The organism is Fluviispira multicolorata (assembly GCF_009208585.1).
GTDB classification, from domain to species: domain Bacteria; phylum Bdellovibrionota_B; class Oligoflexia; order Silvanigrellales; family Silvanigrellaceae; genus Silvanigrella; species Silvanigrella multicolorata.
The window spans coordinates 549344-567954 of the sequence record NZ_WFLN01000004.1 but is presented as its reverse complement, the minus strand read 5'-3'; the positions used below and the strand labels follow the sequence as shown (position 1 = coordinate 567954).

The window sequence follows — 18611 nt, the reverse complement described above, 5'->3', positions numbered from 1 at the left end:
GACTTGATTTTTTTTAAGAATATAGTTTTTAAAATTCAAGTATTTAGAAAAAAAGCTGATAAAGGATTTAAGTTGACAATTGCGGTAGCATCAACTAGTATTTAATACTAGTTGATGCTACCGTGGAGTTGTAATGGATAGAACTTTTATCGTTTTGGATGGCTTTTGGGAAGACTGGCAGCGCCTCAAGCTCGGAGATTCGGAAATCAATTCCCTTGAGATAGAACTCATGAAAAACCCAACTATGGGAGATATTATACAGGGATCTAAAGGGGTTAGAAAAACCCGTTGGGCTGTTGGAAATAAAGGGAAAAGCGGAGGTGTTAGAGTCTTTTATCTTGATATAACAGCATCTAAAGAAATTTATTTAATAGCCGTTATATCAAAGAATGAAAAAGCAAATCTTTCGAAATCCGAAATTAACATACTTGCTAAACTAGTTAACCAGTTGAAAAAAGAGGATTAATCATGACCTTATTTAAAAAACTTGAAAGAGGTTTAAAAGAGGCTATTGAATACAAAGAGGGTAATAAAAAAGTAGCAGCAAGAGTTCATGAGCACAAAACTATTGTGTTTAAGCCTGTTACTATTATGAAACCAAATCAAATAAAAAAACTTCGCCTTTCACTTGGATTGAGCCAAAAAGAGTTTGCAAATTTTTTATCTGTTTCTCATGAAACGGTTGCAAAGTGGGAACAAGGTGGAAATCAACCACAAGGTGTAGCTTTACGATTAATGGATATTCTTGCTAATCAAGGAGAAGATCTAATTAAAGAATTAACTTCAGGTTGTGCATGAAAATATAATTTTTTCTCTGCAGGTTAATAAAAATTTCTAAAATTAATCAAAAATTATATGACATTAAAGACAGATCCCGCCCTATTTGACACAGTTACTAACCGGGTATCAGGAAGAGCACAATAATCATTTATTTATTAAAAAAAGATAAACTTAATTAAAATAATCATTAGATTTTTTAGGAACAATTATAAAACTATTCATATGATCAAAAGCAATTCTGTCAGGCAAATACCCATTACTTAGCGATAAATTTTCGTTATTATTCTTTCCAAATAACGCATATCCAGAAGGGATAAATCCAAAATAATAAAACATTGGTTGAGCATATATATATTTTTTCTTATATTTACTCACTTCATTTTTACATCTTTCTTCTAATGATTTAATTTTATTTTCTTTTTCATAAGGTAAAAATACATATGTAAAATCCCCCTTGACACTAGTAGAAGTCCATTCTCCATTTACAATATTTTCTTTCTTTTCAGTATAGAAAGGATTAGATAAATGCAGGTATGATATTTCTTCAATTCTTTCTTTTTGAAAATAATCATATAATAAATCCCAATCGCCATCTTCTGTAACACAATATGTATATGCATAATCGGAATAAGCATAAATGTTAAAAGATCCAAAAAACATTGCCATAAAAATTTTAAATAATTTTTTACTAAACATAATTCATAGCGCCCCTCAAAAAATAGATTTGCATAGTCAGAAATATTAAATTACATTTTAATATTTCTGTAATATTTTATACACATATTTATCATTAAAAACATATTATTTATTGATAAAATTTTATGTATTAATTTATTTTTTTTAAAGTTATAAAATTTGACATAAAAACAAGTATTTATAAATAGATATTATTTCTACTAATTATTGAATTCAATAGAGAATATAATTAATTTATTGTACATTTGCATTTATCTGAAGTTTGCAGCATGAAAATTTCACTACTGGAGGTGCGTTACCTGTATTCAATTAAAAACCCACTTGCTAACGTAATTTAAGGTACCAGTGTCAGTTCCCAAAGACAATTGGACTATTCCCAAAGACCTAAAGACTAGCTATCATTATATTTACGTCGTCCATTAAGTTTTTTGTAGAACAGGGTTTAAAATGCTTTAAAAATAAGGGAATATTTTTGTATTTTGGTTAAAAACTTTTTGGAAGCCGTTTTAGTGATGACTTTGAAACCAAATGCATAAATGTAAAGTTAAAGCCCAGATATAAGGAGCAGACATTGATAAAGCTTCAGAATCGGTCATTAAACCATGTGCTAAATTGTTACGAATATTTAATCCAAGACTAGTGAAAAGTGATTGAAGTTGGAATTGAAGATCTTCTCCAAATATTTCTTTAAAATCTGAAGAAAAAACAAATACATTAAAATCTTTTTCTTTTTGATTTCCTTCATCGTTAATTATATTCATATTTTTTCCACTTTGAGTCATTATATAACGCAATGAATTTTCAAGAAGAGGAACTAAAATTGCATTAGAAGTTATCCAATCTGCATTAAAACCAGCTATTAATCCTCTTTTAAATTGATATTTCTTTGTTAAAGGAATAAAAAGGTTTGGATAAATTAATTTCTCAATTTCTTGATCAATTTGTTCAATTGAATAATCAATCTCTTTAAGTATAAGTGCTATAATATTTCCATATATATTTACATAATATTGAAAATATTCTGATGCTTTATACTTAATAGCAACTTCTTGCTGTTCATCAGTACCACCAATTCCAGGGTGAGTGACAAGTTGTTTTCCATTTTCACCAATTATAACTTTAGTAATTAAATTTGATAAAGGATGTGCATTTGCAAGTTCAAAAGCATTATTATAAAGATCAGATTTTTTCATAGGAATTGCTATATTAGATATTTCTTTAATTACATCAATTAGATTAGCATCTTTAATATTCTTTAAAATAATGTTAAGACATGGTTTAAGATCAATAGTGTGTTCTATTTTACTAGTATTACTTGAAGCACTTTTTTGAATTTCAATTAACTCCTTGTGAAGTTCTTTCGCCTTATCTGCTTGACCTTCTGTTTGTCGACAAGTTTCAATTGCTTTATTATATAATGAACGAAGTATCATGGAGTCTGCACCTAAACATTTCATTGTATAAGCTTCTTGTACATAAAGCTCCGTCTCTTTATTTTTATAAAATTTAATATCAGATTTATTTTTTGCAAATATAGCTAATTCTTTAAGATAGTGAGAATATTTTCGAGCTTTTTCAAAATTATTTTGACTAATTGATTGAGAAATAAAATCACTTCCTTTATCTTTCCAAAATTGATAGTCAGTTTCTTTTATACATAATGGTAAAAGTTCAAAGAAAAATTCTCGTTCATAGTTATTTGGCTCAGGAATTTCAAGCTTCATGCAATATATAATTTCATCTAAAATTTTTGCCTCTAAATTATTATTACTTATCATTTTACAGATAATAATAGCCCTTCTTAAGTAATGTGAAGATTTAAAAATAAGTTCTGGATTTATATTTCTTTGTGCAATGGAAGACTTTATATATTCATCTATTGCATCAATGGCTAAAGAAACATTTTTCGGACGTACTCTTATCCACAAAATATCTAATATACGTGAACGAATTATAGGGTTCTGGATTAGACTTAAGGCTTCTTTTAGTACATTAAGAAGCTTTTCTACTAAGTCATCCATAGAGAAAGAACGTGAAATATTAGTTTTAAAAAATGGTTTAAATGGATTTTTTCTATCTTTTGCATCAAGTGTCATACCCATGATATGAGCTAATAAGGCAACATTTTCAGATATAATTATTTTTCCATTGTTTTTTAATTTTTCTGCATCCTTAAAGAGTTCATCTCTAATTTTAATATTTGATAATTCTGATTCTAAAATAGTTGGAAATATCCAACTACTGGCTATCCATTCAGATGCTTCTACCCGAGAGCATATTTCAATTTTATTTTCATTAATTTTACTTTTATTCAAAATAATATCCTAATTTATAATTTCAATTTTTTTTTAAAAATTTGTTTTATATTCGTAAATAAGCAACTACTTTTTTTTGATGGGTTATAAATATTGAGTAATAATAATGGTTCTTTTTGAAATAATTCAATTAGCTTAATTAAAAAATGTCCAAATTCCCATCCAAAACTTGGGGAATCATAATTGCTTTGATTATATTTATCTCCTAAACTTAACTTTGCATTTTTAAGTTGGCTTTTTATATCATCAGGATCCCCATGAGCTAATGAACATCTTAGTTTATATAAACTTTTCATAATACTTGTATGATTACAATACCCAATTTTTTTTACTATATCTTTCCAAGTGTTTATAAATACTTTTTTATGCTTATAAAGTTTTTCTTCCAATTGAATTAGGCCATCCATTCCTACAAGAGCATCAAGAATACCATTTAAAGCCTTATCTTTATTTTTAAATTCATAATCATTTATTGAAGATAGCATGTTAAGTAAACCTCTGAGAATTAATTTTAAAGGAAAAATTATTCCATATATCTCCTTATTAGACAATATTTCTGACCATTTAGTAATTTCAACTGAATGATCCAAACAATCGAACGGGTATGATTTTTGACCTGAAAAGAATTGAGCAGTATTTGCATCATATGTATTATTTTCCCAATAGCCGCGCATCTTATGAAACTGAAAAGGTGGAGGAGGATAAGCAAACCATGAAACAAACATTTTCATCAGTTCGCAATGCCATGGAACATCATATATTATACCTGTATAAATATCAGAAGATCTTTGGAATATAATCATATCTAACTTATCTTCTCGAATAATTATTTGAGAAGAAACAGTACAAGGAATATCTTTTGAATTTAGCCAAATATTAGAAGGAATATTATAGTGTAATATGGCCTGTTTTGTATGTTTTTTTCTTTTTAATATTTTAATACAGTATTCAAATGATGTCATTACTTTCTTTTTTTCTCTAAAACCAAATTTTTTCTTTTCTCTTAAAATTAAATACCCATAATTTGAAACTATTTTTCCTGATTTATCTGCATATTTTTTCCATACTTTTGGAGAGGGGGTGTTTTTATAATATAATTCATTATCACAACCTTTAATATACCACTTTAGTTCATCTTTTAGATATTTATCATATTTTTCTTGTCTCTGTGGATACTTTGTATCTAAAAAATTTATATTATAATTATTTGCATTTAATAGCTTAATATATACTTCTCTAACTTCAAAATTATTCCCTTTAGAAGAGGCAATTCTATTTGACTCACCAGATAATAATAAACCTATGAGTTTTTTATAAATATGATCAAAAGATTCACTTTCATAATGAAACATTATCATTCCTTATATTTTCTTATTTTTTAAAGGAGATACAAAGTGCAACACTTTGATTCATTTAAAGAACTAAAAGAATGGTTAATTAGCACATGGTTTCCTCAAAATACAAAAGCAGTTCAATTAGACGGTTCAAATAAAAATAAATCAAATATGAAAGTTATAGTATCTTTTAATACTTCTGAAATTCCAAATTTAAATGCAAAAATATCCCTTCACGGTGATACAAAAAAAGAAGCTCTAAGTATGTTAATAACATCTGAAATAGAAGATTTTATTATTATTCCTCCCCAAAAAAAAGCTAAATATTGGCGATTGCACTTTAAAGGAACTCATGAGTATGAAAATGACTCTGTTGCAAATGGGCTATATGCTTATTTAAAATAAGTAAAATTTAAATTTTCTATAATCATGGTGTTTAATTATCCAAATAGGGAGGATAAGTTAAGTTATCCGGTGAGATTGGGATTTAACAAAATATCCCCCTGACTCCAAAGCTAGAAAATTCAGGAAAATGAAATTTTCTATTTTTTATAAAACCTGTCGGGAGCAGTCCCTTTTTTCTCCGGATAACTTATTAGACGACCTTGAGGAGAGGGAATCGTTTTTAGAGACAGAACGTGTTAAAGGAACGTTTAGAATGCTTTAAGAAACAGGGAGCAAATAAAATGAGCACTCCTTCTTGTTCGACAGAACTTTTTTCTATGATAGCAGCGATTGCAAGTTCTATTGCAGCCGCTGCTTCTGCCTTCATTGCATGGTTTACATACAGACAAAATAAACCAAGGCTCGAATTAAAACTTAGTCTTCGTTCTATGATGTATCTTTCAAATGAACCCCAAGAAAAGAATTGTTTTATATATATTGAAATTCTTAATCCTACAAACATTGGAGTATATTTAAATAATTCTGGTTTAACTTTATCAAATCCAAAAATGAATGAGAAATATATGATTTTCAATGATGAAATCATTGCAATGATAAATGATAAACAATTATTGCCAACTCAATCTTTAAACATTCCAATTCAAATATTTGGAAAGAAAGATTCTGGAATAGAAATTCCAAAAGATAAGTGTTTAAAATTCTTAGAAACTTTTATAAAACACGAGAATTATTCCGTTTTTAGCTCTCTAGGAAGAGAATATTTTGCAAGCAAAAAAAATTCCAAATCTTTCAGAAATGAAATCAAAAAATTTAAAGAAGAATTGAAAGCTAATGAAAACAAATGAAATCCTAGATAAGTTTTTTCACTATTTAAAAATAAAAGGCTCCTCAAAGCATACCCTAAAAGCCTACAAGCTTGATCTGCAAGATTATCTAAAGCATTTAAGTGAAGAACATATTAATGAAAAAGATCTTTCAAATCTTTTTATCAATGCAACAAGTGTTGAATTTAAAACCTATAAATTTTATCTAGGGGCTTCTTCACCAGCGACTGTTAAAAGAAAATTTATGACTCTTAAAAGGTTTTTAGATTGGTGCGTTCAAGAGGGATATCGAAAACAAAAACTTCCAGAAGCAATAAAACTTCCAAAATTTCAAACATTATCGCCAAGGTGGCTCACAAGAAATGAAATGAATTCCATTCAAAGAGCACTCGAAACAAAGAGAAATCTACGTGATAAAACCATTGTAAACCTTTTATATCATACTGGTATTCGTGTCGGTGAGCTTGTTTCGTTACGATGGGAAGATATCGATACGGGACGTTATCAAGGAACGCTTAGGATAAGAAAAGGGAAAGGGGAAAAGGAACGCCTTGTTCCCTTGAATGCAACAGCAAGAAATCTTCTTCAAAAATATGAAGAATCATTGGTTAAAAGAGAAGACTATTTATTTTATGGCATCAGAAAGAACCCTTTGAATGAAGATGGAGTCTTACGGATGTTTTATTCCCTAAGCAAACAAGCTGGGGTAAAAGTCACACCACATGCTTTAAGGCATACCTTCTGTAAAAACCTTTTAGAGAGCAACGTAAGCATAGATAAGATTGCAACCCTTGCAGGCCACTCCTCCCTTACCGTAACTCAGAAATACACCACCCCTTCACTTCAAGATTTAAGCAAGGCTGTGGTACACCTTGAAGATTAATAAGAATTTCCATTTCACATGGAGGTAAAATGGGATCTTGCTATTGCTTAAGCATTGGTGAATTTGATGACATATTTGATGAATATAATGGTTTTAATATAGGCCCTTTCCTTCAACAGATGTTTCATGACTCTGAATTGAAAAAAGGAAAAAAAACTTATATAGATTATAAAACAAATAAAAAAATAAAATATGATGCTATTTATTATGAAACTTCAGTTTATTGCGCAAAAAAAAGACTTGAAATCCTTGGACATTCTTACGATTATTTTAAGGATAATTTTCAAAAAGAAATCCAAAATACATATAACGAATGCTTAGATTATTTTAAAGATAGTTTAAATGAGTATAATACAATTTTTAAAGACATGACAATTGAAAAATGGATCCTACTTATAAAAAAATATTATGCAAATAGCTCTGATATATACTTTAATTATCGAAATTATCCCATTGATGCTCAACTTTTATTCTCAGAGTTCCTTATTGATAATAATTATTTTATGATTCCTAATATTGGATTTATGAATATATTTAGAGCAATCATGGAGTTTTGTAATGAAAGTGAAAAAGTTATTTTAGATCTTTCTCAGATATCATAGGTGGGGTTGCAATTGAACGCTATGAAGATATTCCTAAAGTAAGATATGAATATCTACTCGTAACAGAAGGTAAAACGGATTATGAATTTATATCAAAATCTATGAATATTCTTTATCCAGAATACTCCCATTTATACAAATTTTTTGATCGCTCTTATACCGCCTCTGATAATGGCAATGGCCTTGCTGGCGGAACAGGAGAGCTTATCAATATGATAAAATTTGCAATCACAGCGCATGTTAATGATAAAATTATATTTATATTTGATAATGATAGCGAAGGCATTTCTTCACTTAAAAGTCTTGAAAAGTTAAAAAAAATTATACCAGATAATATAAAAATTATTTCGCTTCCAAAACTCGCTTTTTTTAGTTCCTATCCCGCAAAGTCTCATACAGGAAATATTGAGCCAGTTGATATAAACGAAAAAGCATGCGGAATTGAAATGTATCTTGGAAAAGAGAATTTGAAAGATAAATATGGAAATTTCTATCAAATTGAATGGGGGGCATTTAAAAAAGAGATTTCCCAATACCAAAGCAGTATTAGTGAAAAAAATAAAAAGATTGTTCAAGATAAGTTTAGAAATACTTTGGAAAATAAAAATATAAATGACCCCAATTTTAATGAAATCAGATGTGTTTGTGAACATATATTCAATACATTCAGATACTTCTCTACTTCAGAATATAGGTATGGAGAATTAAGTTGAGATCAAGAAAAAATTTAATAAGTGAAGCGAATGAAATATTGTCTAAAATTTCAAAAAATAAAAGAGAAGTATATTTCATCCATTATTCTTGTGAAAGTTTCTCAGATGTTAAAGATGGATTATCTCCAAAAATTGCTTCAATTTCTATTCTAAATCTTGAAAGTGAACAAACACATTCATTCTCAATTCATCAATTTGCCGAACAAGAAAAAATAACTGATATAAACATAATTAAAGATAACTACTTAAACTTTGAGATTAAAATGCTTGATTGCTATTTTAAATACATGAAAAAGATATGCAAAAATCGTAATACCATTATTTTGCATTGGAATATGAAAGATTCAGCATATGGTTTTATTGCTTTAGAAAATAGGTTCAGAGTTTTAAAAGGCAAACCCTTTTCAGTTCGTGATGATTATAAGATTAATATTTCCAATATTCTATATAATTTATTTGGTGATAAATATATAGATAAACCAAAATTAATGAACATTATTAAGTACAATAATTATAGTTGCAATGATTTAATGAGTGGTGAAGAAGAAGCCAAATGCTTTGAAAATGGTGATTATTTAAAATTACATAATTCAACGTTAAAAAAAGTTCGTATATTTAGCTATATTATAAATGATTTAATGCTAAAAAAGCTCAAAAGAAAATCAAATTATTTTCAAGAAAATGGAATAACATTCGAAACATTTACTAATTATTTAACACAGAACAGTATAAGTAAATTTATTCTATTTATATTTGCTATAATTGGATTTATCTCTTCATTTAAGCCAATTCCAGAGATTTTAAAAAAATTTTTAAATTGGTGGCGAATAACTTTCTGAGTTTTCAAATTGCTCACCACAAGTCCTTTTATTTGTAAAATCATATATTTAGCTCTAGAGAAGAAATAAAAATTGTTATTTGTTAACATTTTTATTTACTATTAACAAATCATTTGATACTCTTAATCTGTGGAGGAAAGGTACATGGTGGTGCCAAAACATAGTGAATCTGAAATTCTTGAAAAAGTAAAAACATCTATTGAAACAGGTCGTTATATTATACTTCCACACGCTCGTCTGAGAACAAAAGAAAGAAAAGTTCTTCCTAAAGACATTGAATGCGCTCTTTTAAATGGGAAAAGAACCAAAAAAAGAGACCGTCAAGATGCCCTATTAAAAACTTGGAGCTATGCCTTTGAAGGATCAACAATTGATGAGCGTGAACTTAGAGTTATTGTAGCAATAGATGATCTACTTAAGATTGTAACTGTCGTTATTTTAAATGAAGAAGGGGAAGATTTATGAAAAACAATATTGTCCCATATGATGAATTGGGATTCAGAATATACCTGATTAATCCTGATATGTATGAGCTTCCAGATGGAACAAAAGTACCAGCTCCAAACATGAAAATACTACAAGACGAAGTCTTTAAAGTTCTTTGCGATAAACCATTTAGATTAACTGGAAATGAACTTCATTTTATTAGAAAATATATGCATATGACTCAACAAAAATTTTCTGAGCTTTTAAATCTTTCAAATCATTCAATTGTTTCTCAATGGGAAAACAAAGATGATGCGGTGTGCGGAATGGATTATAATACTGAGGTTTTGTTGAGACTTTCAATGGAAGTTTATATATCAAATACAATTTCAGCAGAAAAACTTGTTAAATTAAAAAATATGCCTAATCGTTCTGAACCTATTTATGTAAGGGCAGCTTAATTATAGCAATCCGCCTTTGAATATTAGATTGCTAGCTTCCTTATCTTGCGAAATTTTATCCATAAAATGCTCCTCTACTCGCAATCTAATCATCCCATAGAGATATTCGTTTACTCGCAATCTAAGGGCAATTAGCTTGCGAATTTTGTAAAATCTTCGAAATTATCCTCTAAAGTGATTCCTTCTAAGATTCTACCTTGCTTTAAATGCAAAAAAATGGTTGCACAACTTATCTTTTCTGAAGATGCGATAAATCAATCAAATATGGAAGATTCCTATCGATTGATGTATCCAAAAATCAAAGAAATGGATGTCGATACTTGGGTAATTGGGTAATTGGGAAAGAAGAAATCCTTCCTTAAAAAAGATATTTATACCTATATTATGAAAGTTTTACCAAAAAAAGAAGGAAATGCTTCTAAAATCCCTTTTCAGGAATTTCACTTAACATTAAATAAACTCCAATATATTCATTGTTTAAATTAACAAAGTTTAAATATACAGTGAAGACAAAATCCCATAATAGAAGACTTTTCCTCAAGTTCTTTAATTTTTGATTGATAAAAGAATATGTACTTAATAAATTCAAAATAATTTATGAACTTAAAATTCCATCAAAATCATTGAAAGTTTCTTTTTTATCCGTTATGAATCCTTTTGATTTAGCAAGGAGGCTGTTATGGAAACAGGGATCATTTCAATGATAAACCCTCAAAGAGGGATGATAGGTGTTACTTTAAGTGATAGAACTTATTCAGCAATTGAAATTTTAGATAGTATTGATTTCAATGACGATTTATTTGGTCAAAAGGTCTATGGTCCTTTGAGGGAAGAAGGAAGCTGTGATTTGATTTTAAAAAGTGATTCTGGCAAATTTAAAATTTCTGCCATCATTCAAAATGCGGAAGGAATCTTAAATCACATAATTGAAAGGGTTGGTTTAGGATGTGAAATTTATTGTTCGAGAGAATACCTATGAAATAATATAGAGACTGCCTTTTTAATGAGGCCAACTATTCCTCTTCCAATCCCCATAAACTTGATAAAATTTACTTAAATATTTTGCATTGGCTACGATCATCATGTAGTAGTCTTCTTTTAGTTTTTTCTCACTCGGCAAAGGTTTTTCTGCAAAAATATCCCAACTCTTTTTTTCTAAACACTTACTCTTATTTTCTTTTAAATAATGGTTAAATTCTTCCTTCTCATTATTAGAAGAAAATACAAGGATTGGTAAAACACGAGAGTTTTCGAATATTGCTTCTATATATAGATTTGGATAGAGTAATTGAAATAATTTCCCACTTAAAGAATCCAAGTCGAAATAATAATAATAATAGCTGCCATAAAGTTCATTCCAATCAGGACTATTTTCCTTTGGATAAGGAAAAAAATGTGATAATTGATTCCCCCAAAAGTACTCACATTTATAAACGACAGTATTATGGTGCTTAAATAAAAGAGTTCCAGTATGATTTTCATCCCATGCTAAAAAGAAACAACTAAACCCTTCTCCACGGAATTTTTCAGGTTTCGAGCGTAGAATTTTAAATTCAGGAAAGTTTTTATGATACATCGTATCACTTTTTTCAAAATTTCCTTCCCAATCTTCCCTATTGGATAGTAAATATTTAAACCTATCAAGGATAGGTAAGTAAAAGCCGAACCGTTCTTTGTACATCTTTTCGATTTGTGCATCACTTGCAGTGCTTATTTTTGAGGTATTAGTATCCCCTAACTGTAGCGGCGCGCACTCATCGGATAAGTGCGCATCCATGCTCCTAGGAATGCGCGCCGTAACAATTAAGCTTTAACAGTATTATTTCCTTGAACTAGATTTCTCTCATATTTGATTGAACAATAACGTTCAATTTCATAAATTAAATCCCAAGCTGATCCAGAATATGGGGTATTATCTCTTCTTTTCCACTTATATGGATAATTACTTACATAACCAAAAGCCCATTCTTGAAGAATCTTAATTATTTCGTTTTTATACTTATCTTCACTAAGAAAATATTGTGGATTAATGCTTATCCATTTCTGAAGTTCATAAATAGACTTACTTGCAAAAACAATTTCAATTGGATTAGATGATTTAAATATTAATTCATGGATTCTTCTTTTTAAATATACATTGTAAATAGTTCGAAATAATAAAGCTATAAAAATTATTATAATTAAATACATGTAAGACATATAATTATGAGATATGTTATTGTTATTTATTTCACCTTTACCCGAATCGACATAATTTAATATTCCAAAATTGATTACATAAGTAATTAAGAGTATTGTTACTAAATAAAAATTAGATATAATTAATGTTATGTAATTGCTATTTATTTCAAAAAGTTTTGGCTTCCAATTTGTCAAAATATTTGCATTTATCTTCTCAATTCCATACGAGAAAGATTTTATTATAAAATAAAATGAAATACACATTAACATTATTAATAAGCAAATAATATAAAACTTATAAAAATAAATATTGTAATTTATTATATTTTTAAGTAAAAATGTTATTAAAGAACAAGAAAAAAGAATTAAAAAAGTATAAAATATATTGCAAAAAATATTATTAGAATAATGCTTTTTAAAAGGCGTACTTGAATGACTTCTAAACTTATTTTTAAAAGAAATATTTATACTATATATTAATTTATATAGAGAAGAATATTTTTTCTTCCAAAAATTATTCATTGATTCTAAAATAAACAATTTAGAATCATACTTAGACATATTTTTTAAAAAATTGTAACTATTTAAATCAATCCCTTTAAAATGTATATTCTGAGTTAATTTTAAGTCGTTATTTTTTATAAGAAATTCATTTGTTTCAATAATATATATGTTTTCTTGCTCAATATCAAATATATAGTCTAGTAAAATAATTACCGCATCATGGTCGATATTGCTTTTAATTTCCAGTATAAATTTTTTGACTGCCTTAGATATTCTTTTATGCTTAATTTCATTAATAAACTTTTCTCTATAGAATAAAATTATCGATTTTGGCAATATATCTTTATTAATGCAAGACTTCATAATGCATTTTTTATATTTAGCTTGAAAAATATTAATTATTTCTTCTGTTGTCATTTGAAATGTTATTTCATTATGGTCTATATCGATTAAAGCACACTGATTAAATATTTTATTATAGTTTCTATTTTTGTGCTCTAAGCAATCAATAATAGCAGATGAAATCAATAATTTAGAATCAATTTTATTGTCCGAGTTCAAACAATAAATTAAATTTTTATTGTCATTTGTAAGTTTTAGTAATAAATTATAGAATCCATTAGTATAAAATACACTTATTCTAGAAGAGAATATTTTTAATTTTTTAAGATAATTTATTATAAATAAATTTCTTTTTGTATTATTCGTATTTTCTATAAAATTATAGATAACAGAATTAATAATATATCTAATAAAATTATCAGCTTTTATTTTAATTAATCTTTCTATAAAAAATAATATAAAAGCAAATAAAATAAATGGATACAATAAATTATTATTATCTATATTAACTAAATTTATTAATTTCTCCATTCAACATCCTTTTATTCAATTTAACTAGTATATATAATAATTTTAAAAAAAATACTTATTTAAAAAATAAGTATAGGGGTATTAGGGGGTCTAATCCGGCAGCTGATTTTTTACTCCTAGAGCAATGTTGCATAATATTAATATCTCCTGCTTCAGAGCTAGGAAGTTCATTTATTCTGTACACAATATTGACATCCTCTAAATTTATTTCAATTCTTTTAACGATCATTCTAATTATAGCACGTTTAGTTAACCAATCTATTGTTTCTAAATTGTTTTCTATACAAGAAAAAAACTCCTCTAAATTCCTTATAATTAATTTTAGTTGAGATGACATATCTCTTTGAGAAATTAACTCATTCAATTGCTTAGTAATTTCTTCTTGCTGTTTTTTCATACTTTTAATTTTTTGTTCAAATTCTTCTTTATTAATATATTCTTGAGTATATGAATCAATTAATCTAGATATACCTCTCGAATATTTATTTTTTTGAGCTTCCAATGAATTTGTCATTTTTTCCAATGGTGTATTGTCAATATGGGGTACCGACCTTCTCACGTCTTTTTCTTGATCTAAATCAATTACAATGGAGTGTGAAATGGGTTCATTTGATAGATTAAAAGGCAAAAGAGAGATTCAAGATCTCGAGTCTGGGGAAGTAACGTACGCGGTAGTACCCGTTAAAAGAAATTATTTTGAGGAGGACTATTTTTGTATGTTTCAAAAATCTCTTGATCTTATATCAGAAGATCGTGAAATGACTTATGATGATTTAAGAGTTTTATTAAAGCTTTTTAGATATTTAGATATGAAAAATTTCATATCAATTAGTCAAAAAGATATATGTGAACAATTAAAAATGCATAAATCAAATGTAAGTAAATCTATGACTAAACTTCTAAATAAAGGAATAATACTTAAAGGTCCACGATTAAATGGAATATATACATATACATTAAATGCTAATTATGCATACAAAGGTCAGCTTAAATTTTTAAAACAAGAACGAAAAAAACATTTGGAACTTGTAGAAGAATACGATACAGAGAGATATATCGATAAAAAAATAAAGTCAGAGAAAAAAGATACTAAAAAAGAACAAAAAAAAGAAATATCAGAAGCTGCAAAACTAATAAAAAATAAAAAACATCCTACATTATTTTAAATTCATTATTATTAATATTTTATTTATTTTAATCTAAATATTTATGTATAATACTGAAAGTATTTAATAAAAATATTTATCCATTTCCACCATTTCCACCATTTCCTCCAATTAAAATACCTGGTGATCCATTTTCACCGTCTTCACCGTCTTCACCGTCTTTACCGTCTTTACCGTCTTTACCTCTATTATCGTATTCATTTTTATCATTATATTTACTATATTTAATAGATAAACACTTATTATCCTTATTATGATTACAAATTTCTTTGCTATATGAAAAATTTGAAAATACAAAAGATATTGCAATTAAAATTATATTAGATATTTTTTTCATATTAAAACTACCTCTTTAATTATTATTATATTTTTTTCCCATCATTTCCGTTTTTCCCATTTCCTCCCGGACCATTTCCTCCACTTCCTCCTTTACCTCCTCTACCATCTTTACTATTTCCACCGTTTCCTCCGTTCCCTCCTCTACCATCTTTACTATTTCCACCGTTTCCTCCGTTCCCTCCTCTACCATCTTTACTATTTCCACCGTTTCCTCCGTTCCCTCCGTTTCCTGTTAGATATACATTAGATTTAGAAATATTATCTTGATATATTTGATTATCTATATCATGAATAGGTATAATAGTAAGTGTTATCATATTTAATAAAGCTATCATATTATTAAAATATCCTATTAAATTTATATTAAATAAATTATTTATTATATATAAAAAGTAAAAAGAGAAAAGCATATAACTATTTGCTTTTCTCTTTTTATAAATTATCCATTTCCACCTTTTGATCCGCCTGGACCACCGTTACCGCCGTTACCTCCACCTCCTCCTTTACTTCCATTTCCACCGTTACCGCCATTTCCACCTCCTCCAATACCACCTGCCCCATGACCACCATCACCTCCTCTACCAGAAAAAACTTCAGATGATTTATCGTCATTATCATGTAAATAAGTCAACGCATTTGATGATATTGGATAAATACTCAATAAAGAAATAACTAATACTTTTTTGATACTCATAAATTATATACTCCAAAAAATATAAGATTTAAAAAACACATCAAAATATATAAAATTTACTTTGATGTGAAATTATCATATTAATATTTATAATATTTGTAAATATTAATAAGTAACCATAACATATTATTTAATTTCAAATAAATTTTGGATGTCTAGGATATCAATATAATTACAAATAAATAAATTAAAATTATTTGTAACTTATTTATTTGTAATTTTTTTTATTATTAAACAATTTTTTTATAATATTCGATAATCCATCTTCATTATTAAGTATTGCTTTAAATTCTTTTGTTAAGGTTAAAACTTCATGTTGCAAACGTATATTTCGCTCACGCTCTTTTAACAGTTCTCTACGCTCATTAAGCAATTCAGACTCAGTTCTTGTCAAATTTTTTTCATATATTGCTAGCAAATCAGATAACCGTTTGCATTCCGCGTTTGCTAATGCAAGTTCTATTCTGAAATCACTTGCATCTAATTTGGTGCTAGTCGATATGCAATTTGCATCATTCTTTTTAGAGGCATAATGCATTAACAAACTAGGAATATAAACATGAGTTATTTTTTTATCCCCAATCTGTTTATGTTCTATAACATTTTTTTTTATTAAATTCTCGATTGCTTGTCTACTTTTTGCAACCTGCATGGCAGCTTGCATGACAGGTTGCCACTCTTTTGATTGCTCTACTTGGGGTACCGACCTTCTTCAAGAGAAAAACGGCGGTTTGACAAATACTACCATGATGGTAGTATTTTAAATCTTAACCACCAGAAAAACGACCGTTTATCTGGTGGATTGAAATATGGTTAATTTTAATAGGTTTTTCCACAATAAAAACCGTTAAGAAAATCAATACAAGAATAACCATAAAAACCGAGTTTTCTTACACTAGGAAATCAACCCATGCTTATAGGTTATGCTCGCGTTTCTAAATCTGATGGATCTCAAACCCTTGATCTACAAAAAGATGCATTAATTTTATCTGGAATCAGTTCAACAAGAATTTATGAGGATCTGGCCTCTGGTAGGTTTGATGAAAGACCGGGTCTCGAAGCCTGCTTGAAAGCGCTTCGACCAGAAGATACTCTTGTTGTTTGGAAAATTGATAGGCTTGGCAGAAATTTAAAGCACCTAATTAATACAGTTGATGAACTCAGACAAAAAGATATTGGATTTAAAGTTCTAGCGGGTTCTGGAGCGCAAATTGATACTACAACTTCAAATGGAAGAATGATTTTTGGTATTTTTGCAGTGCTCGCTGAATTTGAAAGAGAACTCATTGCCGAAAGAACAAAAGCAGGTTTATCTGCGGCGAGATCCCGTGGAAAAAAAGGAGGCAGACCAAGGAAAATGGATAAATCTGTCCTTCAAATGGCGATGGCTGCTTTAAGTGATCCTTCTGCGGTAGCATCAGATGTTGCTAAAAAATTAGGTATTACAACAACAACCCTTTATTCCTATATCAATGGCGATGGAACACCAAAATCTCTTGCAACTGCAATTTTAAATAAATAACTATATTTAAGTAAGGTAAATCATGTCTAAAAGTAATTTAGATACTTCAAAAAACAAACATTTTTTTGATAAAGTTTTTAACATTATTTTTGAATCCAAAAAGAAAATAATAACTTCAGTCAATACTCTTATGTTGCAATCATACTGGCATATTGGAAAAACAATTATTGAAGAAGAACAAAAAGGTAAAAAAAGAGCTGAATATGGAAAGTCTCTCATCGAAAGCCTTTCAAAAGAACTTTCTGAAATGGGAGAAAAAGGCTTTGATGTAAGTAACCTATGGAAAATACGTAAGTTTTACCTTGCTTATCCAATTCTAGACGCACTGCGTCTAGAATTGAGCTGGACGCATTATAGACAATTATTAAGGATAGAAGATAAAGAAAAAAGAAGTTTTTACGAGGTTGAATGCTTAAAATCACGTTGGTCTACTAGAGAATTAGAGCGACAATTAAATTCAATGCTATATGAAAGACTCGCTTTGAGTCGAGATAAAGCAGGAATTATGGAAATGGCACAACAAGGTGCAGAGCCTTTTAAAGCATCGGATATTGTAAAAGATCCTTTTGTACTTGAATTCTTAGGATTAAAAGAAAATGAACGCTATCTTGAAAAAGATTTAGAAAATGCTTTAATTCAACAATTACAAAATTTTCTACTTGAATTAGGAAGAGGTTTTTCTTTTATTGCCAGACAAAAAAGGCTTACAATAGATGGTGATCATTTTTATGTAGACCTTGTATTTTATCATTATATATTGAAATGTTTTGTATTAATTGATCTGAAAATTGGTAAACTTATGCATCAAGATCTTGGCCAGATGCAAATGTACGTTAATTTTTATGAAAAAGAACTTACTTTAGAAAGCGATAACCCTCCCATCGGAATTGTTCTTTGTTCCGACAAAAATGATGCTGTCGTTAAGTACACACTTAGCGACAGCAATAAAAAAATATTTGCATCTAAATATAAATTACAGCTCCCAACAGAAGAAGAATTAAAGCAAGAAATTATCCGAGAAAAAAGTTTAATTTTACTAAAAAAAGAAGATTAA

At 28.1% G+C, this 18611-nt stretch carries 24 protein-coding genes; 14 read left to right on the top strand and 10 right to left on the bottom strand.

The window, feature by feature from the left end; all coding sequences use genetic code 11:
* Positions 1 to 133: 133 nt before the first annotated feature.
* Positions 134 to 466, top strand: coding sequence for a type II toxin-antitoxin system RelE/ParE family toxin (locus GCL57_RS02575; RefSeq protein ID WP_152211698.1), 333 nt, complete (start codon positions 134 to 136; stop codon positions 464 to 466).
* A 2-nt stretch (positions 467 to 468) separates the two neighbouring features.
* Entirely contained in the window at positions 469 to 798 is a 330-nt protein-coding gene (locus tag GCL57_RS02570) for a helix-turn-helix domain-containing protein (RefSeq protein WP_152211697.1), read from the top strand.
* Positions 799 to 951: 153 nt separating this feature from the next.
* On the opposite strand, the gene GCL57_RS02565 is transcribed toward GCL57_RS02570, so the two are convergent.
* From GCL57_RS02565 to GCL57_RS02555, 3 genes are all read right to left on the bottom strand, one after another.
* Positions 952 to 1476: a hypothetical protein gene (locus GCL57_RS02565; RefSeq protein ID WP_152211696.1), complete on the bottom strand. Its 525-nt coding sequence runs from the start codon at positions 1474 to 1476 to the stop codon at positions 952 to 954.
* Positions 1477 to 1982: 506 nt separating this feature from the next.
* Entirely contained in the window at positions 1983 to 3791 is a 1809-nt protein-coding gene (locus tag GCL57_RS02560) for a DUF4209 domain-containing protein (protein ID WP_152211695.1), read from the bottom strand.
* Positions 3792 to 3805: 14 nt separating this feature from the next.
* Positions 3806 to 5143, bottom strand: a complete 1338-nt coding sequence (locus tag GCL57_RS02555; protein WP_161597558.1) for a thymidylate synthase — start codon at positions 5141 to 5143, stop codon at positions 3806 to 3808.
* A 42-nt stretch (positions 5144 to 5185) separates the two neighbouring features.
* On the opposite strand from GCL57_RS02555, the gene GCL57_RS02550 reads away from it, so the two are divergent.
* The 9 genes from GCL57_RS02550 to GCL57_RS02510 all read left to right on the top strand — a co-directional run bounded on the left by GCL57_RS02550 (position 5186) and on the right by GCL57_RS02510 (position 11257).
* Positions 5186 to 5530, top strand: a complete 345-nt coding sequence (locus GCL57_RS02550) for a hypothetical protein (protein WP_152211693.1) — start codon at positions 5186 to 5188, stop codon at positions 5528 to 5530.
* Between the two features lie 281 nt (positions 5531 to 5811).
* Positions 5812 to 6375, top strand: a complete 564-nt coding sequence (locus tag GCL57_RS02545) for a hypothetical protein (protein WP_152211692.1) — start codon at positions 5812 to 5814, stop codon at positions 6373 to 6375.
* A complete protein-coding gene (locus GCL57_RS02540) occupies positions 6362 to 7237 on the top strand; it encodes a tyrosine-type recombinase/integrase (RefSeq protein WP_152211691.1) in 876 nt (291 codons plus the stop codon). Before GCL57_RS02545 ends, GCL57_RS02540 begins: the two co-directional genes overlap by 14 nt.
* A gap of 29 nt (positions 7238 to 7266) precedes the next feature.
* Positions 7267 to 7839 carry a HEPN/Toprim-associated domain-containing protein gene (locus tag GCL57_RS02535; protein ID WP_152211690.1) on the top strand — a complete coding sequence of 191 codons (573 nt, stop codon included), beginning with the start codon at positions 7267 to 7269 and terminating at the stop codon, positions 7837 to 7839.
* A gap of 101 nt (positions 7840 to 7940) precedes the next feature.
* The gene (locus GCL57_RS02530; protein WP_152211689.1) at positions 7941 to 8552 is read left to right on the top strand and encodes a hypothetical protein; all 612 of its coding nucleotides are present in this window, start codon (positions 7941 to 7943) and stop codon (positions 8550 to 8552) included.
* Complete coding sequence (locus GCL57_RS02525; protein WP_152211688.1) at positions 8549 to 9391, top strand: hypothetical protein; 843 nt, start codon at positions 8549 to 8551, stop codon at positions 9389 to 9391. Before GCL57_RS02530 ends, GCL57_RS02525 begins: the two co-directional genes overlap by 4 nt.
* 144 nt (positions 9392 to 9535) lie before the next feature.
* Positions 9536 to 9856 (top strand): DUF4258 domain-containing protein, encoded by a 321-nt coding sequence (locus tag GCL57_RS02520; protein ID WP_152211687.1) that lies wholly within the window; start codon positions 9536 to 9538, stop codon positions 9854 to 9856.
* Complete coding sequence (locus tag GCL57_RS02515) at positions 9853 to 10278, top strand: helix-turn-helix domain-containing protein (RefSeq protein ID WP_152211686.1); 426 nt, start codon at positions 9853 to 9855, stop codon at positions 10276 to 10278. Before GCL57_RS02520 ends, GCL57_RS02515 begins: the two co-directional genes overlap by 4 nt.
* A gap of 679 nt (positions 10279 to 10957) precedes the next feature.
* On the top strand, positions 10958 to 11257 hold the full coding sequence (locus GCL57_RS02510) for a hypothetical protein (protein WP_152211685.1): 300 nt from the start codon (positions 10958 to 10960) through the stop codon (positions 11255 to 11257).
* A 21-nt stretch (positions 11258 to 11278) separates the two neighbouring features.
* On the opposite strand, the gene GCL57_RS02505 is transcribed toward GCL57_RS02510, so the two are convergent.
* The 3 genes from GCL57_RS02505 to GCL57_RS02495 are packed head-to-tail and all read right to left on the bottom strand — an operon-like array spanning position 11279 to position 14338.
* Positions 11279 to 12055, bottom strand: coding sequence for a hypothetical protein (locus tag GCL57_RS02505; protein ID WP_152211684.1), 777 nt, complete (start codon positions 12053 to 12055; stop codon positions 11279 to 11281).
* A 26-nt stretch (positions 12056 to 12081) separates the two neighbouring features.
* A complete protein-coding gene (locus GCL57_RS02500) occupies positions 12082 to 13836 on the bottom strand; it encodes a hypothetical protein (RefSeq protein ID WP_152211683.1) in 1755 nt (584 codons plus the stop codon).
* A gap of 55 nt (positions 13837 to 13891) precedes the next feature.
* Positions 13892 to 14338 carry a hypothetical protein gene (locus tag GCL57_RS02495; protein ID WP_152211682.1) on the bottom strand — a complete coding sequence of 149 codons (447 nt, stop codon included), beginning with the start codon at positions 14336 to 14338 and terminating at the stop codon, positions 13892 to 13894.
* Positions 14339 to 14435: 97 nt separating this feature from the next.
* Here GCL57_RS02495 and GCL57_RS02490 point away from each other — a divergent pair, with 97 nt between their 5' ends.
* Positions 14436 to 15002 (top strand): MarR family transcriptional regulator, encoded by a 567-nt coding sequence (locus GCL57_RS02490; protein ID WP_152211681.1) that lies wholly within the window; start codon positions 14436 to 14438, stop codon positions 15000 to 15002.
* 76 nt (positions 15003 to 15078) lie between these two features.
* Here GCL57_RS02490 and GCL57_RS02485 read toward each other — a convergent pair whose 3' ends face one another.
* The 4 genes from GCL57_RS02485 to GCL57_RS02470 form a co-directional block, all read right to left on the bottom strand.
* Positions 15079 to 15339 carry a hypothetical protein gene (locus GCL57_RS02485; protein WP_152211680.1) on the bottom strand — a complete coding sequence of 87 codons (261 nt, stop codon included), beginning with the start codon at positions 15337 to 15339 and terminating at the stop codon, positions 15079 to 15081.
* A gap of 25 nt (positions 15340 to 15364) precedes the next feature.
* Positions 15365 to 15751: a hypothetical protein gene (locus GCL57_RS14885; RefSeq protein WP_211363203.1), complete on the bottom strand. Its 387-nt coding sequence runs from the start codon at positions 15749 to 15751 to the stop codon at positions 15365 to 15367.
* 29 nt (positions 15752 to 15780) lie between these two features.
* Positions 15781 to 16035, bottom strand: a complete 255-nt coding sequence (locus GCL57_RS02475; protein ID WP_152211679.1) for a hypothetical protein — start codon at positions 16033 to 16035, stop codon at positions 15781 to 15783.
* Between the two features lie 208 nt (positions 16036 to 16243).
* Entirely contained in the window at positions 16244 to 16699 is a 456-nt protein-coding gene (locus GCL57_RS02470) for a hypothetical protein (protein ID WP_152211678.1), read from the bottom strand.
* A gap of 246 nt (positions 16700 to 16945) precedes the next feature.
* Between GCL57_RS02470 and GCL57_RS02465 the strand changes: the two genes are divergently transcribed.
* Together GCL57_RS02465 and GCL57_RS02460 are read left to right on the top strand one after the other, a co-directional pair.
* Positions 16946 to 17557, top strand: a complete 612-nt coding sequence (locus tag GCL57_RS02465; RefSeq protein WP_152211677.1) for a recombinase family protein — start codon at positions 16946 to 16948, stop codon at positions 17555 to 17557.
* 22 nt (positions 17558 to 17579) lie between these two features.
* Entirely contained in the window at positions 17580 to 18611 is a 1032-nt protein-coding gene (locus tag GCL57_RS02460) for a PDDEXK nuclease domain-containing protein (protein ID WP_152211676.1), read from the top strand.